The sequence below is a fragment of the Pseudomonas sp. R151218B TE3479 genome, from assembly GCF_053629195.1.
Map to the genome: position 1 here is coordinate 176,951 of NZ_JBRJHV010000001.1, position 14,813 is coordinate 191,763.

Genomic DNA, 14,813 nt, shown 5'->3' on the forward strand with positions numbered 1-14,813 from the left:
GACCTTGAACGCACCCATCGAACCACATCGCTTTATTCTCGAGCCCTTTGAGGCTCGCCGCTTCGCCAATCTGTGCGGGCAATTCGACGAGCACCTGCGCTTGATCGAACAGCGCCTGGCCATCGAGATCCGCAACCGCGGAAACCAGTTCGAGCTGATCGGCGAACCCAAGCACACCACCTCTGCGGAAAACCTGCTGCGCCGTCTCTACCGGGAAACCAAGGGGAGCGAGCTGTCGCCGGATACGGTCCACCTGTTCCTGCAGGAGTCGGCTGTCGAAGAACTCGACAACCACGCCCCGTCGGAACCTGCCGTGGCCCTGCGCACGAAAAAAGGCATGATTCGCCCTCGCGGCTTGAATCAGCAGCGCTACGTGAAGGAAATCCTGGGCAACGACATCAACTTCGGCATCGGCCCGGCCGGTACCGGCAAGACCTACCTGGCCGTGGCCTGCGCCGTCGATGCGCTAGAGCGCGAACAGGTGCGGCGCATCCTGCTGGTGCGACCGGCGGTCGAAGCGGGTGAAAAGCTCGGTTTCCTGCCCGGCGACCTGGCCCAGAAGATCGACCCGTACCTGCGCCCGCTCTATGACGCGCTGTATGAAATGCTCGGCTTCGAATACGTCGCCAAGCTGATCGAGCGCCAGGTCATCGAGGTCGCGCCGCTGGCCTACATGCGCGGTCGCACCCTGAACAACAGCTTCATCATCCTCGACGAAAGCCAGAACACCACGGTCGAGCAAATGAAAATGTTCCTGACCCGGATCGGCTTCGGCTCCACCGCCGTCATCACCGGGGACATCACCCAGGTCGACCTGCCTAAAGGCACCAAATCCGGGCTGAACCATGTGATCCAGGTCCTCAAGGACGTGCCAGGCATCAGCTTCACGCACTTCATGCCCAAGGACGTCGTGCGCCATCCGTTGGTACAACGCATTGTCGAAGCCTACGAGCGCTTCGAGAATCGCGAGGCCGATGACGCGCCCGAAGGCAAAGGCAATCGCCACAATGCTTGAACTCGACCTGCAAGTGGCCAGCGAACACGCCGCCCCCAGCGAGGCCCAGTTCCGCCAATGGTGCGAACTGGCCCTGCGCCAGCGCAGCGCCGACTCGGAGCTGACGATCCGCCTGGTGGACGAGCCCGAAGGCCGCGAGCTGAACCACACCTGGCGGCAGAAGGACTACGCCACCAACGTGCTGTCGTTCCCCGCCGACGTTCCCGACGAGTTGCTCGACATCCCGCTGCTGGGCGACCTGGTGATCTGCGTCCCGGTGGTGGAGCGTGAAGCGGCGGAACAAGATAAAACCCCTGAAGCCCACTGGGCCCATCTGGTGATTCACGGCTGCTTGCATCTACTGGGTTACGACCATATAGAAGATGACGAAGCCGAAGAAATGGAAGCACTGGAACGGACGTTGCTTGCAGAGCTGGGTCATCCCGACCCCTACGCCGGCGACGAACACTGATACATCAACTGTAACGACAAAGGATTCAGAGTAATCGCTATGAGCGAAGATCGATCGAGCAACGGGCAGAAGTCATGGCTGGGCAAGCTCACCCAGGCTTTTGCCCATGAGCCGAAAAACCGCCAGGAGCTGCTGGAGCTGCTGCGCGATGCACACCAGAACAAACTGCTGGACAGCGAAGCGCTGGCCATCGTCGAAGGCGCCATCCAGGTCGCTGACCTGCAAGTGCGGGACATCATGGTCCCGCGCTCGCAAATGGTCAGCATCAAGGCGACCCAGACCCCGCGTGAATTCCTGCCCGCCGTGGTCGACTCCGCCCACTCGCGCTACCCGGTCGTTGGCGAGAGCCATGACGACGTCATGGGCGTGCTGCTGGCCAAGGACCTGCTGCCGCTGATCCTTCAGGAGAACGGCGACAGCTTCAACATCAAGGACCTGCTGCGTCCGGCCACCTTCGTGCCCGAGTCCAAGCGCCTGAACGTGCTGCTGCGGGAATTCCGCGCCAACCACAACCACATGGCCATCGTCATCGACGAATACGGCGGCGTGGCCGGCCTGGTCACCATCGAAGACGTGCTCGAGCAGATCGTCGGCGACATCGAGGACGAGCACGATGTCGAGGAAGACAGCTACATCAAGCCGCTGCCCAGCGGTGACTTCCTGATCAAGGCCCTGACGCCGATCGAGAACTTCAACGAATTCTTCGACAGCCAATTCTCCGACGATGAGTTCGACACCGTCGGCGGCCTGGTGATGAGTGCTTTCGGGCACCTGCCCAAGCGCAACGAAACCACGGAAATCGGCTCCTGGCGCTTCCGCATCCTCAATGCCGACAGCCGCCGGATTCACCTGCTGCGCCTGTCACCCATTGGCCGATAACCCCTGCGAGACCCGCTAAGGATATACATGCGCTGGATAACCCGCCCCGGCTGGCCCGGTAACCTGCTGGCCGTGGCGGCCGGTGCGATCACCACCCTGGCCCTGGCGCCGTTCGACCTCTGGCCGCTGGCATTGCTGGCGGTCGGCTTGTTCTATGCCGGACTGCGCGAGCTTTCGCCACGCCAGGCCCTGGGCCGTGGCTGGTGTTTCGGTTTTGGCCTGTTTGGCGCCGGCACCAGTTGGATCTACGTCAGCATTCATAACTTCGGCGGCGCCTCGGTGCTGCTCGCCGGGCTGTTGATGCTGCTGTTCATCGCCGCCATCGCCTGGTTCTTCGCCCTGCCCGCCTGGCTGTGGGCGCGCTGGCTGCGCCGCAACGAGGCGCCCTTGGCCGATGCCCTGGCGTTCGCCGCGCTGTGGTTGGGCCAGGAAGCCTTCCGCGGCTGGTTCCTCACCGGGTTCCCGTGGCTGTACTCCGGTTACAGCCAGCTCGACGGTCCCCTGGCCGGCCTCGCGCCGCTGGGCGGGATGTGGCTGATCTCCTTCACCCTGGCCCTGACCGCGGCGCTGCTGTACAACGCGCCGCGGCTGATTCGCGGCGCACGCAAAGGTTTTATTGCCGCGGGGGTGCTGCTGTTGATCGGCCCGTGGGTAGCCGGCATGGCCCTCAAGGGGCATGCCTGGACCAGCCCCTCGGGCGACCCGCTGAGCGTCGCGGCGATCCAGGGCAACATCGAACAAAGCATGAAGTGGGACCCCGAGCAGCTCAATGCGCAGTTGGCGCTGTACCGCGACATGAGCTTCGCCTCCAAGCGCGTCGACCTGCTGATCTGGCCGGAAACCGCGGTGCCGGTGCTCAAGGAGTCCGCCCAGGGCTACCTGGACATGATGGGCAACTTCGCCGCCGAGCGGCAGTCGGCGTTGATTACCGGCGTGCCGATTCGGCAATTGGTGCATCACGAGAAGCGTTACTACAACGGCATCACCGTGACCGGCGAAGGTGACGGTACCTACCTGAAGCAAAAACTCGTGCCGTTTGGCGAATACGTACCGCTACAGGACATCCTGCGCGGCCTGATCGCCTTCTTCGACCTGCCCATGTCGGACTTCGCCCGGGGCCCAGCCGACCAGCCGTTGCTGCAAGCCAAGGGTTACCAGATCGCTCCGTTCATCTGCTATGAAGTGGTCTACCCGGAATTCGCCGCCAGCCTCTCGGCGCGCAGCGACCTGCTGCTGACCATCAGCAACGATACCTGGTTCGGCACCTCGATCGGCCCGCTGCAACACCTGCAAATGGCCCAGATGCGCGCCCTGGAAGCCGGCCGCTGGATGATCCGCGCCACCAACAACGGCGTGACCGGCCTGATCAACCCCTTCGGCCAGATCACCGCACAGATCCCGCAATTCGAGCGTGGCATCCTGTATGGCGAAGTGGTGCCGATGCACAACCTGACGCCGTACCTGCAATGGCGCTCATGGCCGCTGATCATTTTGTGCGTATTGCTGCTGGGCTGGGCATTGGTGGCGAGCCGGATGGCCAAGACGGTCTAAAGCCTTTAGGAAGCACTTGTGGCGAGGGAGCTTGCTCCCGCTGGAGTGCGAAGCGCTCCCAGAAATTTTGGGGCCGCTGCGCAGCCCAGCGGGAGCAAGCTCCCTCGCCACAACTATGTTCAGCCCACACATTTCGTATGCTCAGCGATAAAACACCAAATACCCCAACAACCCCACCGCCTCATTCATCAACTGCCCGGACTGCCAGATCGACTTGAACTCCGGCATCCAGCCACCCAGTGGCCGGGCGTTGTCCGGGCCCAGGAAGCCGACAGGCGCCGGCACCACTTCAAATCCTGACCGCTCGAAACTCCAGACCGCCCGCGGCATGTGCCATGCCTGGGTCACCACCACGACCCGCTTGATGCCTGCCGGCAGCAAAATCTCGGCGCTCATCTGGGCGTTTTCCCAGGTCGTGCGGCTGCGCTCTTCCTGCCAGCGCACGGTGACGCCGAAGTCGTCCCGCATCGAATCGGCCATCAACTTCGCTTCACTGGGCGGAGTGCCATAGTGCAAGCCGCCGGTCGTCAGCACGGGCAAGCCCGAAGCCTTGGCCAGTCGCGCCGCATAACGCTGGCGTTCGAGGCCGACGCCGGTGGGTTGGTCGGAACCCCAGGCCAGGTCACCGCGCTCGCGACCGGAACCCAGCACCACGATGGCGTCGGCACGCTGGGCCAGGGTCGCCCATTCACTGCGCAGCAGCGGCGGTTCACGCTCCAATGCCTTGGCGCCCCACTGCACCACCACCGGCAGGCTCATCAGCCAGAAGCCGCCCAGGCCCACGGCGAAACACAGGCGAGCCAGGCGCGGCCGCGAATGGCGCCACCACCAGGCAAGCGCCAACAACAGCAAAAGAATGCCGGGCGGCAATAACAGTTGTTTGATGAAATAGCGAAACGGCATCGGGCATCTCCATAGATGCCCGAAGCCTAGGTGGGTTGACGCAAAGCGACAACAGATTCGAAAAAACCCTGAATCAAAAAAAGCGACATGCGTGAATCCGGCGTTACTTGAACTGCAGTGACCGGACCTTTACAGCATCCTTGTCAGGCGTCCGGTCCTTGAGCCATACAACCTTGGCCGAACGGGGCGCATCGAGACGCTTGATTACCTGGGCCCCACTGGCGGGGGGTTGATGTCCGGCCTGTTCGAGGTAAGCCTCGACCAGTTCGAACTCTGCGGGGCTCAAGCCACGCAGCTCCAGCTCTACCGGACGCTCATCACGCAAGCGACCGGCGGTTCTTGCAGCGTCCAGGGCCACCCCAAGACGATCGATCAGTTTTTCATACAACTCAGGTGTAGCGACTTTTCGTTGTGATTCAACCATCCCTCACCTCATTGAAGATAAGACTCACTCCCCATTGAGAAGCTTAGCTTCGTTGGGCAAACCGGCAGGGCGCCGCGACCAACGGCCCTGAACACGGGTCCCCGCCAGCGGTCGTCGATGGCCAGCACGCAATCAGGGTTTCCCTCGGCAGAGCGCGGTCATGTATGCTACGGCGCTTCCTGTAACTCCACTTCCAGCTTGGCTGGGCATCGAAAACGCCGCATTCGGCGTCGTCTGCGTCCAGTATGGCCACGAAGAGGATTGGGCCACCCCATTCAGTACAAAAGTAGCCATGCACGAACACTACCAGCCCCGTGAAATCGAAGCCGCCGCCCAGTCGTTCTGGGACGAGCAAAAGTCCTTTGAAGTCAGTGAACAGCCAGGCAAGGAGACTTACTACTGCCTGTCGATGTTCCCTTACCCCAGCGGCAAGCTACACATGGGGCACGTGCGCAACTACACCATCGGCGACGTGATTTCCCGCTACCAGCGCATGCAAGGCAAGAACGTCCTGCAACCCATGGGTTGGGACGCCTTCGGCATGCCGGCGGAAAACGCCGCGATGAAGAACAACGTGGCCCCCGCCAAGTGGACCTACGAAAACATCGCCTACATGAAGACCCAGCTGCGCAGCCTGGGCCTGGCGGTGGACTGGTCCCGCGAAGTGACCACCTGCAAGCCGGACTACTACCGCTGGGAACAATGGCTGTTCACGCGCCTGTTCGAAAAAGGCGTGATCTACCGCAAGAACGGCACCGTGAACTGGGACCCGGTGGACCAGACCGTACTGGCCAACGAACAAGTGATCGACGGCCGCGGCTGGCGCTCCGGCGCGCTAATCGAAAAGCGCGAGATCCCGATGTACTACTTCAAGATCACCGCCTACGCGGATGAACTCCTGGAGAGTCTCGACGAGCTGACCGGTTGGCCCGAGCAGGTCAAGACCATGCAGCGCAACTGGATCGGCAAGTCCCGGGGCATGGAAGTGCAGTTCCCGTATGACGTCGCCTCCATTGGCGAAGCCGGCACCCTGAAAGTCTTCACCACCCGTCCGGACACGCTGATGGGCGCCACCTATGTGGCCGTGGCCGCCGAGCATCCGCTGGCCACCCTGGCGGCACAGAACAACCCCGAGCTGCAGGCATTCATCGCCGAATGCAAGGGCGGCAGCGTCGCCGAAGCCGATGTCGCCACTCAAGAGAAGAAAGGCCTGGCAACGTCGTTGTTCGTCGAGCACCCGCTCACTGGCGAGAAGCTGCCGGTGTGGGTCGCCAACTACGTGTTGATGCACTACGGCGACGGCGCGGTGATGGCCGTGCCGGCCCACGACGAGCGTGATTTCGAATTCGCCCACAAGTACAACCTGCCGGTCAAACCGGTGGTGCGCACCAGCGCCGGCGACCAGACTCCCGCACCTTGGCAGGACGCCTATGGCGAACACGGCGAACTGATCAACTCCGGCGAGTTCAACGGCCTGGACTTCGCGGGTGCATTCGATGCCATCGAAGTCGCCCTGATCAAGAAGAACCTCGGCGCCTCGCGCACCCAGTTCCGCCTGCGGGACTGGGGCATCAGCCGCCAGCGCTACTGGGGCTGCCCGATCCCGATCGTGCATTGCGACACCTGCGGTGACGTACCGGTGCCGGAAGACCAGTTGCCGGTGGTCCTGCCGGAAGACGTCGTGCCCGACGGCGCCGGCTCGCCCCTGGCACGCATGCCCGAGTTCTACGAGTGCAGTTGCCCGAAATGCGGCGCACCGGCCAAGCGTGAAACCGACACCATGGACACCTTCGTCGAGTCCTCCTGGTATTACGCGCGCTACGCTTCGCCGCACTATGAAGGCGGCCTGGTGGAAAAATCCGCGGCCGACCACTGGTTGCCGGTGGACCAGTACATCGGCGGCATCGAACACGCCATTCTCCACCTGCTCTACGCACGCTTCTTCCACAAGCTGATGCGTGACGAAGGCCTGGTGAGCTCCAACGAGCCGTTCAAGAACCTGCTGACCCAAGGCATGGTGATCGCCGAGACTTACTATCGTCGCGAAGCCAACGGTGCCTACACCTGGTTCAACCCGAGCGACGTCGAGCTCGAACGCGACAGCAAGGCCAAGGTCATCAGCGCCAAGCTGATCGCCGACGGCCTGCCGGTGGAAATCGGCGGCACCGAGAAAATGGCCAAGTCGAAGAACAACGGCGTCGACCCACAGTCGATGATCGACCAGTTCGGCGCGGACACCTGCCGCCTGTTCATGATGTTCGCCTCGCCACCTGACATGAGCGCGGAATGGTCCGACTCGGGTGTCGAGGGCTCGCACCGCTTCCTCAAGCGCGTCTGGCGCCTGGCCCAAGCCCACGTCACCCAGGGCCTGCCGGGCAAACTGGACGTCGCCGGTCTGAACGACGAGCAGAAAGCCGTTCGTCGCTCGATTCACCTGGCCATCAAGCAGGCCAGCCATGACGTCGGCCAGAACCACAAATTCAACACTGCCATCGCCCAGGTGATGACGCTGATGAACGTGCTGGAAAAAGCCGCGCAAGGCACAGAGCAGGATCGCGCGCTGATTCACGAAGGCCTGGAAGCCGTGACACTGCTGCTGGCGCCGATCACCCCGCACATCAGCCACGAGCTGTGGAATCAACTGGGTCACGCCGACCCGGTGATTGACGCTCGCTGGCCGGTGGTGGACGAAACCGCGCTGGTGCAGGACAGCCTGACCCTGGTCATCCAGGTCAACGGCAAACTGCGCGGCCAGATCGAAATGCCGGCCGCCGCCACACGTGAAGAAGTCGAAGCCGCTGCGCGGGCCAATGAGAACGTGCTGCGCTTTGTCGATGGCCTGACGATTCGCAAAGTGATCGTCGTGCCCGGCAAGCTGGTCAACATCGTCGCAAGCTAATTGGATCGGGCGCGAGGCTCAAGCCTGGCGCCGAATACAACCTGCGGGGTCGCCTGGTCGACCCCCATAGGGTTCAAGGGGAGCAACAAGATGATCAAACGTAATCTGCTGGTAGTGGGCCTGGCGGTCCTGTTGAGCGCCTGCGGCTTCCAACTGCGCGGCACCGGCACCACCGAGCTGGCGATCAAGGAACTGGACCTCAGCGCACGTGACGCCTATGGCGACACCGTCAAGTTGCTGCGCGACACCCTGGAAAACAGCGGTGTGAAAGTCTATGGCGGGGCGCCGTACAAGCTGGTACTGACCCGGGAACAGCAAAGCCAGCGCAGCCTGAGCTATGCCGGTGCCGGTCGGTCGGCCGAGTACGAACTGAACAACGTGCTGAGCTATGAGATCCGTGGCCAGAACGATCTGGTGTTGTTGGACGACAAACTGCAAGTGCAGAAGGTCTACCTGCATGATGGCAACAACATCACCGGTTCCGACCAGGAGTCGAGCGAAGTGCGCGACGAAATGCGTCGTGACCTCGTGCAACGCATGATGCTGCGCCTGCAACAGCTGAGCCCGGCCCAACTGGACCAGCTGCAACAGACCGCCGACGCCAAGGCCAAAGCCGAGGCCGAAGCCCTGGAAGCGGCGCGCAAGGCTGAAGCGGAAACCCCGCAACAGTCGCCGATGCAAATCCCGGCTGAATAAGCCTTGCGGGGCGCTCCGGCGCCCCGCTCGCTTTCTCTTATGAAGCTCGCTCCCGCCCAACTCGGCAAACACCTGCAAGGCGCCCTCGCGCCGGTCTACATCATCAGTGGCGATGACCCGCTGCTGTGCCAGGAGGCCGCCGACGCCATCCGCACTGCCGCACGCCAGCAAGGTTTCGACGAGCGCCAGGTCTTCGCGGCCGACGCCAGTTTCGACTGGGGCACGCTGCTGCAGGCCGGGGCGAGCATGTCGTTGTTCGCCGAAAAACGCCTGCTGGAACTGCGCTTGCCCTCCGGCAAACCCGGGGACAAGGGCGCCGCTGCGCTGATCGAATATTGCTCACGCCCGGCCGAGGACACGGTGCTGCTCATCAGCCTGCCGAAACTCGACGGCAGCGCGCAGAAGACCAAATGGGGCAAGGCCTTGGTCGAAGGCCAGCAGACCCAGTTCGTGCAGATCTGGCCGGTGGACGTCAGCCAGTTGCCCAGCTGGATCCGCCAACGGCTGTCCCAGGCCGGCCTCTCGGCCAGCCAGGACGCGGTGGAACTGATAGCCGCCCGGGTCGAAGGCAACCTGCTGGCCGCCGCCCAGGAAATCGAAAAGCTCAAGCTGATGGCCGAAGGCGGGCAGATCACCGTAGAAACGGTGCAGGCTGCCGTGGCCGACAGTGCACGCTTCGATGTCTTCGGCCTGACCGATGCGATCCTCAACGGTGAGGCCGCCCATGCCCTGCGTATGCTCGAAGGCCTGCGTGGCGAAGGCGTCGAGCCGCCGGTGATCCTCTGGGCCCTGGCCAGGGAGTTGCGCCTGCTGGCCAACCTGTCCCTGCAATACAGCCAGGGCGTACCGCTGGACAAGGCCTTCAGCCAGGCCCGCCCGCCCGTCTGGGACAAGCGCAAACCCCTGATGAGCAAGGCCCTGCAACGCTATTCCGCTCCGCGCTGGGCGCAATTGCTGCTCGAGGCCCAACGCATCGACGCGCAGATCAAGGGCCAGGCCGCCGGCTCGCCGTGGATGAGCCTCAGTCGGTTGTCGTTGTTGATGGCCGGTCAGCGGCTGACGTTGCCTGCCGAGTAAACACACTCTTCAAGCCAGAGGGCTTTTTGTGGCGAGGGAGCTTGCTCCCGCTGGGGCGCGAAGCGGCCCTGTTTTTTGGGTCTGCTTCGCAGCCCAGCGGGAGCAAGCTCCCTCGCCACGAAAGCGTTATTTCAGGCGACAATTTCTCTTGCATGAAGGGACTGGACAGCCCCCCAACTCTGTCCCATGATTTGCCCCGCAAAACCACCCCACGAGAGATCCCATCATGAGCAAAAAGCCATCCAGGCATGGCCCCAACAAGGCCAAGTCCATCGTCGCCCAACCCCTGTTCCGCAGCCGCCAGGAACGACCCGCCAAGGGCAAAGGCAGCTACCGCCGCGAAGCCTTCCAGTCTGACAACTGGGAGGCTTCTTGCTTTCTGGCCGCTTGAAACACTCGGACAAGCCCTACGCCCCTTTCGCATGTTAAGGTCAGCACCTGATTTGTATTTCTGGACCCGTGCATGCCCTTCTGTCTTTCCCATCGTTGGCCACTGCGCCAAATGATTGTTGCCGCAAGCGTTGTCCTGCTTGTCGCCTGCGCCGAAAAACCTACCGCCGCCGACGCCCAACCGCTCCAGACCGCTCCCGCCGTGACCGCTCCGGCCATCGTGCCGCCCGTGGTACCCACCGGAGACGACCTGGCCATTGCGCCCACCCAGACCTTCGCTGAATGGCAGGCCGGGTTTCGCAAGGAAGCCCTGGCCGCCGGGATTCGCGCCGATTTGTTCGACCGTGCGTTTATCGGTGTCAGCCCGGACATGAGCGTGATCAAGGCCGACCGCAGCCAGCCGGAATTCACCCGCCCCGTGTGGGAATACCTCGATGGCGCGCTGTCGCCACTGCGGGTCAACAAAGGCAAGAGTCTGATCCAGCAGAACGCCCAGGTCCTGCAAAGCATCGAACAGCGTTATGGCGTCGATCGCGAAGCGCTGGTGGCGGTGTGGGGCATGGAGAGCAACTTTGGCCAGTTCCAGGGCAGCAAGTCGGTGATCAACTCCCTGGCGACCCTGGCCTACGAAGGACGACGCCCGGGCTTCGCCCATGCGCAATTGATCGCCGCGCTACAAATCCTGCAACAGGGCGATATCACACCGGAAAAAATGCTCGGCTCCTGGGCCGGCGCCATGGGCCAGACCCAGTTCATTCCCACCACGTATAACACCCACGCGGTGGATTTCGATGGCGACGGCCGCCGCGACATCTGGGGCAGCTCCACCGATGCCCTGGCCTCGACTGCGCATTACCTGCAAAGCTCCGGCTGGCAACGTGGCCAGCCGTGGGGGTTCGAGGTCAATCTCGCCGAGGGCTTCGACTACACGCTGGCCGATGGCACGATTCGCAAGCCCGTCTCCGAATGGATTCGGCTGGGGGTTTCAGAATATGGCGGCTTGCCGATCGCCCCGGATGACAGACAGCTATCGGCGTCCCTGCTCCTGCCGGCCGGCCATCGTGGCCCGGCGTTCCTGATCTTCGATAACTTCCGCGCCATTCTCAAGTACAACAACTCGTCGTCATACGCCTTGGCGGTCGGGCTGTTGTCAAAGCGCTTTACCGACGGCGGGCTGGTCTACGGCCAGTGGCCCAAGGAAGACCTGCCCCTGAGCCGCAGCGAACGCATCGAATTGCAAACCTTGCTGGGCAAGCACAACTACGACGCGGGCAACCCCGACGGCATCATCGGCGCCAACACCCGCAAGGCCATCCGCAGCGCCCAGCAGTCGTTCGGCTGGCCGGCGGATGGGTATCCGACGCAGCAGTTGCTGGAGGCGTTGCGTAACCGCTGAATTGCCGTATGGCGGCTACCGCTATCGCGAGCAAGCTCGCTCCCACAGGTTGACCGGGAACACCTGTGGGAGCGAGCTTGCTCGCGATGGCTGATTCGCAAGCGCTACATGACTAGCGGCTGAGCACCACATCTTGCTCCAACACCAATCTCTTCTCCCCCGCATCCAAGGTCACCAACGCCCCCATGGGCAAGGTCAGGTTCGGATCGCAATGCCCGCTGCGCCAGCCGGACAGCACCGGAATGCGCAACGGCGCGAAGGTCTGCTTGAGCAGCCCGTTCAACGCCTCGGCATCCACCCCGGCTACATCCCCCACCAACACACCGCGTAGTTTGTGCAACGTGCCGGCCAAGCGAAGCTGAGTCAGCAGTCGGTCGATGCGATACAGCGGCTCGTTGACGTCTTCGATGAACAGGATCACCCCTTCGGCGTCGATCTGATAAGGCGTGCCCATAGTCGCGGCAATGATCGACAGGTTGCCGCCCAGCAGGCGTCCGTGGGCGATGCCAGGCTCGACGGTGGTCAATGGGTAGGCGGCGGGGTGGTTCAGCTCGCTGCCGGCCTTCAACTGTCCACGCAGCAGGCTGAACAACGAGGTGACGGTTGGGGGTTCCTTGTCGCCTAGCAGATCGGCGTTGAGCAGCGGGCCGTGGAAGGTGACGAACCCGGCATAGCGGCTGATGGCCAGGTGCAGGGCGGTGATGTCGCTGTAGCCTACGAATGGCTTGGGGTTGCGTCTTAGGAGTTCGAAGTCGATGCGGTCCAGCAGGCGTGGTGTGCCGTAGCCGCCCCGTAGGCAGATGATCGCGGTTACTTCTGGGTCGGCGAAGGCGGTGTGCAGGTCGTTGAGGCGTATTTCGTCGCTGCCGGCCAGGTAGCCGTTCTTTTCGTAGACGCCTGGGAAGATCCGCAGCTCATGACCTCGGGCGCGCATCCATTGGATGGCTTTTCCCGTGTCCAGGGGGGCCGGGCCGGCGGGGGCGATCACGGCGATCAGGCCTTCGGATGGGAGAGCTGGGACAGGGTGATGTGGGGTTAGGTCCATGCGTTTCCCGCTTTGTCGGCTTGTGTGTATATCCGTTTTTTGTGTAACGGCCACCTATGGTTCCGCCCTTACGGCGGCTCACTTTTGAAAAGCGCAAAAGTAAGCAAAACGCTCTTGCCCCACCACTCGGTGCCTCGCCTAGGCTCGGCATGCCCGAACGAAGGCATTGCTCCGTGGGCCGCCGCGAAGGGCCATCCATGGCCCAGCGCGGCTATCCCGGCATCCATGCCGGGATGCCCACTACGCAATGCCTGCGTTCGGCCAGCGTGGTTTAACGGGGCGCCTAGATCAAGATCAAGATCAAAAGCAAAGCAAAGCAAAGCAAAGCAAAGCAAAGCAAAGCAAAGCAAAGCAAAGCAAAGCAAAGCAAAGCAAAGCAAGAGCGCGACACATCCAGCATCTATGTAACTGAACCACCGCCATCGCGAGCAAGCTCGCTCCCACATTGGGGGGAGTGATCACAGCATCTGCACACAACACAAAAACCTGTGGGAGCGAGCTTGCTCGCGATGACGTCGGCACAGCCAACATCATCACAAACTGATCCTCCGCTATCGCGAGCAAGCTCGCTCCCACACGGGGGTATGGGTGTTCACAGCATCTGTATACGACACAAAAACCTGTGGGAGCGGGCTTGCTCGCGAAGGCGTCGGCACATCCAACATCACCGCAAGCTGCCCCATCGCTTTCGCGAGCAAGCCCGCTCCCACAGGAGGAACGCGTTCACTCTAAGCCAGGCCGGCTATAAGGCCGCCTCGCGTGGCTTTTGATCTGGGGCGCCCCATTAACCACGATGGCCGAACGCAGGCATTGCGCAGTGGGCACCGCGGCATGGATGCCGAGGTAGCCGCGCTGGGCCATGGATGGCCCTTCGCGGCGGCCCACGGAGCAATGCCGGAGTGAGGGCACACCGAGCCTAAGCGAGGTGCCGAGTGGTGGGGCAAAGCGTTTTTGGTTACTTTTGGCGCTTTTCCAAAAGTGACCCGCTGTAAGAGCGGAACCATAAGTAGCCGTTACCGAAGAAACGGATATACACACCAACCCACCACCAAAAAACCGCTAAATCAGGAGCCCAGCAGCTCAGCCTTGACCAACTTAGCCTGCTCATCCGCATGATACGAAGACCGCACCAACGGCCCCGAAGCCACGTTCTTGAACCCCATCTTGTACCCTTCCTCAGCAAACCAGGCAAAGGTATCCGGATGCACAAAACGCTGCACCGGCAAGTGGCTACGCGAAGGCTGCAAGTACTGCCCCAAGGTCAGCATATCGATGTCATGCTCACGCATGCGCTTCATGACCTCGATAACTTCCTCATCCGTCTCACCCAGGCCCAGCATCAAGCCAGACTTGGTCGGAATATGCGGCATCATCTGCTTGAAGCGCTGCAGCAAGGTCAGCGACCACTGGTAATCCGACCCCGGACGCGCAGCCTTGTACAGGCGCGGCACGGTTTCCAGGTTGTGGTTGAACACATCCGGCGGCTCGGCGGCGGTGATTTCCAGGGCGATGTCCATGCGGCCACGGTAATCGGGCACCAGGGTTTCCAACTGTACGTTCGGCGACAGCTTGCGGATCTCGCGGATGCAGTCGGCAAAGTGCTGGGCACCGCCGTCACGCAGGTCGTCACGGTCCACCGAGGTGATGACAACGTACTTGAGCTTCAGGTCGGCGATGGCGATGGCCAGGCTTTCCGGCTCGTTGGTGTCCAAGGGCTTCGGACGGCCGTGGCCGACGTCACAGAACGGGCAACGACGGGTGCAGATGTCGCCCATGATCATGAACGTGGCGGTGCCGCCGGAGAAGCACTCGCCCAGGTTCGGGCAGGAAGCTTCCTCGCAAACGCTGTGCAACTTGTGTTTGCGCAGCAGGGCCTTGATGCGGTCGACTTCCGGGGAAACCGGGATGCGCACGCGGATCCAGTCGGGTTTCTTCGGCAGTTCGGTGGTGGGGATGATCTTGACCGGGATGCGTGCAACCTTCTCGGCGCCGCGCAGCTTGACGCCGGCCTCTACCTTGGCACGCGGGGCCGGACGTTCGGTGACGTCCAGCGTCGGGATCATGGTTTGCACTGCATCAGTAGTCAT

General features: G+C 62.4%; 13 protein-coding genes. 9 read left to right on the forward strand and 4 right to left on the reverse strand.

Annotation, left to right across the window (positions count from 1 at the left end; genetic code table 11):
* The first annotated feature begins 4 nt into the window (after nt 1–4).
* The 4 genes from AB7M32_RS00830 to lnt are packed head-to-tail and all read left to right on the forward strand — an operon-like array spanning nt 5 to nt 3,896.
* Entirely contained in the window at nt 5–1,015 is a 1,011-nt protein-coding gene (locus tag AB7M32_RS00830; protein WP_025215632.1) for a PhoH family protein, read from the forward strand.
* Nucleotides 1,008–1,466: an rRNA maturation RNase YbeY gene (gene ybeY, locus AB7M32_RS00835; protein WP_072411486.1), complete on the forward strand. Its 459-nt coding sequence runs from the start codon at nt 1,008–1,010 to the stop codon at nt 1,464–1,466. Before AB7M32_RS00830 ends, ybeY begins: the two co-directional genes overlap by 8 nt.
* A 39-nt stretch (nt 1,467–1,505) precedes the next feature.
* Nucleotides 1,506–2,345 (forward strand): HlyC/CorC family transporter, encoded by an 840-nt coding sequence (locus AB7M32_RS00840; RefSeq protein WP_003205870.1) that lies wholly within the window; start codon nt 1,506–1,508, stop codon nt 2,343–2,345.
* A 27-nt stretch (nt 2,346–2,372) separates the two neighbouring features.
* Nucleotides 2,373–3,896 carry an apolipoprotein N-acyltransferase gene (gene lnt, locus AB7M32_RS00845; RefSeq protein WP_060740490.1) on the forward strand — a complete coding sequence of 508 codons (1,524 nt, stop codon included), beginning with the start codon at nt 2,373–2,375 and terminating at the stop codon, nt 3,894–3,896.
* 141 nt (nt 3,897–4,037) lie between these two features.
* Here lnt and AB7M32_RS00850 read toward each other — a convergent pair whose 3' ends face one another.
* Nucleotides 4,038–4,799, reverse strand: coding sequence for a YdcF family protein (locus tag AB7M32_RS00850; protein ID WP_454248839.1), 762 nt, complete (start codon nt 4,797–4,799; stop codon nt 4,038–4,040).
* Nucleotides 4,800–4,902: 103 nt separating this feature from the next.
* The gene (locus AB7M32_RS00855) at nt 4,903–5,223 is read right to left on the reverse strand and encodes a hypothetical protein (RefSeq protein WP_092205537.1); all 321 of its coding nucleotides are present in this window, start codon (nt 5,221–5,223) and stop codon (nt 4,903–4,905) included.
* Between the two features lie 292 nt (nt 5,224–5,515).
* Between AB7M32_RS00855 and leuS the strand changes: the two genes are divergently transcribed.
* The 5 genes from leuS to AB7M32_RS00880 all read left to right on the forward strand — a co-directional run bounded on the left by leuS (nt 5,516) and on the right by AB7M32_RS00880 (nt 11,681).
* The gene (gene leuS, locus AB7M32_RS00860) at nt 5,516–8,122 is read left to right on the forward strand and encodes a leucine--tRNA ligase (RefSeq protein ID WP_072411494.1); all 2,607 of its coding nucleotides are present in this window, start codon (nt 5,516–5,518) and stop codon (nt 8,120–8,122) included.
* A gap of 90 nt (nt 8,123–8,212) precedes the next feature.
* Entirely contained in the window at nt 8,213–8,818 is a 606-nt protein-coding gene (locus AB7M32_RS00865; protein WP_454248840.1) for an LPS-assembly lipoprotein LptE, read from the forward strand.
* A gap of 39 nt (nt 8,819–8,857) precedes the next feature.
* The gene (holA, locus tag AB7M32_RS00870) at nt 8,858–9,895 is read left to right on the forward strand and encodes a DNA polymerase III subunit delta (RefSeq protein WP_454248841.1); all 1,038 of its coding nucleotides are present in this window, start codon (nt 8,858–8,860) and stop codon (nt 9,893–9,895) included.
* Nucleotides 9,896–10,121: 226 nt separating this feature from the next.
* The gene (gene arfA / locus AB7M32_RS00875; RefSeq protein ID WP_030140368.1) at nt 10,122–10,286 is read left to right on the forward strand and encodes an alternative ribosome rescue factor ArfA; all 165 of its coding nucleotides are present in this window, start codon (nt 10,122–10,124) and stop codon (nt 10,284–10,286) included.
* 72 nt (nt 10,287–10,358) lie between these two features.
* Nucleotides 10,359–11,681: a lytic murein transglycosylase gene (locus AB7M32_RS00880; RefSeq protein WP_454248842.1), complete on the forward strand. Its 1,323-nt coding sequence runs from the start codon at nt 10,359–10,361 to the stop codon at nt 11,679–11,681.
* Between the two features lie 112 nt (nt 11,682–11,793).
* On the opposite strand, the gene AB7M32_RS00885 is transcribed toward AB7M32_RS00880, so the two are convergent.
* Together AB7M32_RS00885 and lipA are read right to left on the reverse strand one after the other, a co-directional pair.
* Nucleotides 11,794–12,726 (reverse strand): S66 peptidase family protein, encoded by a 933-nt coding sequence (locus tag AB7M32_RS00885; RefSeq protein WP_454248843.1) that lies wholly within the window; start codon nt 12,724–12,726, stop codon nt 11,794–11,796.
* 1,064 nt (nt 12,727–13,790) lie between these two features.
* A complete protein-coding gene (lipA, locus tag AB7M32_RS00890; protein WP_014340371.1) occupies nt 13,791–14,813 on the reverse strand; it encodes a lipoyl synthase in 1,023 nt (340 codons plus the stop codon).

Bases quoted from the DNA above. Each gene is read 5' to 3' on its own strand.
- ybeY (WP_072411486.1), top strand. From the start codon at position 1,008: ATGCTTGAACTCGACCTGCAAGTGGCCAGCGAACACGCCGCCCCCAGC.
- AB7M32_RS00840 (WP_003205870.1), top strand. From the start codon at position 1,506: ATGAGCGAAGATCGATCGAGCAACGGGCAGAAGTCATGGCTGGGCAAG.
- lnt (WP_060740490.1), top strand. From the start codon at position 2,373: ATGCGCTGGATAACCCGCCCCGGCTGGCCCGGTAACCTGCTGGCCGTG.
- AB7M32_RS00850 (WP_454248839.1), bottom strand. From the start codon at position 4,799: ATGCCGTTTCGCTATTTCATCAAACAACTGTTATTGCCGCCCGGCATT.
- AB7M32_RS00855 (WP_092205537.1), bottom strand. From the start codon at position 5,223: ATGGTTGAATCACAACGAAAAGTCGCTACACCTGAGTTGTATGAAAAA.
- leuS (WP_072411494.1), top strand. From the start codon at position 5,516: ATGCACGAACACTACCAGCCCCGTGAAATCGAAGCCGCCGCCCAGTCG.
- AB7M32_RS00865 (WP_454248840.1), top strand. From the start codon at position 8,213: ATGATCAAACGTAATCTGCTGGTAGTGGGCCTGGCGGTCCTGTTGAGC.
- holA (WP_454248841.1), top strand. From the start codon at position 8,858: ATGAAGCTCGCTCCCGCCCAACTCGGCAAACACCTGCAAGGCGCCCTC.
- arfA (WP_030140368.1), top strand. From the start codon at position 10,122: ATGAGCAAAAAGCCATCCAGGCATGGCCCCAACAAGGCCAAGTCCATC.
- AB7M32_RS00880 (WP_454248842.1), top strand. From the start codon at position 10,359: ATGCCCTTCTGTCTTTCCCATCGTTGGCCACTGCGCCAAATGATTGTT.
- AB7M32_RS00885 (WP_454248843.1), bottom strand. From the start codon at position 12,726: ATGGACCTAACCCCACATCACCCTGTCCCAGCTCTCCCATCCGAAGGC.
- lipA (WP_014340371.1), bottom strand. From the start codon at position 14,813: ATGACTACTGATGCAGTGCAAACCATGATCCCGACGCTGGACGTCACC.